Here is a 1,393-nt window from a genome sequence, read left to right as displayed (position 1 = left end):
AGCACAGGGAGAGGAGGGTTGAGGAGAGTAAACAAGAAAAAAAAGAGAGAGAGATGGCAGCAACAGCCTCCCTGAAGAGCAGCCTCCTGCTACCATCTCCTATCTCTGACTTCAGTAGTGCAGCACTCTCCATCTCAACCCAGGCTAGGAGGAGGTCATGGCAGCCAAGGGGGGCAAGGATGCAGGTAGCAGCAGCTGCAGACTCCAAGAACATTCTTGTGATGGGGGGAACCAGGTTCATTGGTGTCTTCTTGTCCAGGCTCCTTGTCAAGGAGGGGCACCAGGTCACATTGTTCACTAGAGGAAAGGCCCCCATTACCCAGCAGTTGCCAGGAGAGTCAGATGCAGAGTATGCAGAGTTCTCTTCAAAGGTGTTGCACTTGAAAGGTGACAGGCAAGACTTTGATTTCGTTAAGACAAGCCTTGCGGCAAAGGGCTTCGATGTTGTTTACGACATAAACGGGAGAGAAGCTGTTGAGGTAGCCCCAATCCTAGACGCATTGCCGAACCTTGAACAGTACATCTACTGCTCATCAGCAGGAGTGTACCTGAAATCAGACCTGCTCCCGCACTTCGAGACCGACGCCGTCGACCCGAAGAGCCGGCACAAGGGGAAGCTGGAGACGGAGAGCCTGCTGGAGACCCGGGACGTGAACTGGACGTCGATCAGGCCGGTGTACATCTACGGCCCGCTCAACTACAACCCCGTGGAGGAGTGGTTCTTCCACCGGCTCAAGGCTGGCCGCCCCATCCCTGTCCCCGGTGCCGGCAACCAAATCACCCAGCTCGGCCATGTCAAGGACTTGGCGACGGCGTTCGTGCTGGCGCTCGGCAACCCGAAGGCGAGCAAGCAGGTGTTCAACATCTCCGGCGCCAAGTACGTCACCTTCGACGGTCTAGCACGGGCGTGCGCCAAGGCTGGAGGATTCCCCGAGCCGGAGATCGTCCACTACAACCCCAAGGACTTCGATTTCGGGAAGAAGAAGGCCTTCCCCTTCAGAGACCAGCATTTCTTCGCGTCAATCGAGAAGGCGACCTTGGAGCTCGGGTGGAAGCCGGAGTACGACCTGGTGGAGGGCCTCACCGACTCGTACAACCTCGACTTCGGCCGCGGCACGTTCAGGAAGGCGGCCGACTTCACCACCGACGACATGATCCTCGGCAAGAAGCTCGTCAGCGTCTGAGCTCGCCGCCGTCCTTTCCGGACAGCGGACGGATTGCTTGCTGCGCGACGCGAGCGGCTGACCGGCCGGGCCGCCATGGCCGGTGGGCAGGAGCAAGCGGAGACGGTTTCAGTTTTGTTATCAACGCTGGTTTGGTACAATATGGATAGTTGGATACACGCGTACAGGCGTAAGCTGCAATGTATTGGGATTGGGAAACTGTAAGATGT

The 1,393-nt window shown here is 57.6% G+C and carries 1 protein-coding gene; it reads left to right on the top strand.

The features are described from left to right. Window positions 1-1,184: NAD-dependent epimerase/dehydratase family protein (locus tag OKA04_RS24895; RefSeq protein ID WP_264503845.1), on the top strand; the 1,184-nt coding region annotated here is incomplete at its 5' end. Window positions 1,185-1,393: the final 209 nt, after the last annotated feature.

It is taken from the genome of Luteolibacter flavescens (assembly GCF_025950085.1).
In the GTDB taxonomy this organism is placed as follows: Bacteria; Verrucomicrobiota; Verrucomicrobiia; order Verrucomicrobiales; family Akkermansiaceae; genus Haloferula; species Haloferula flavescens.
This window is presented reverse-complemented; position numbering and strand designations above follow the sequence as displayed.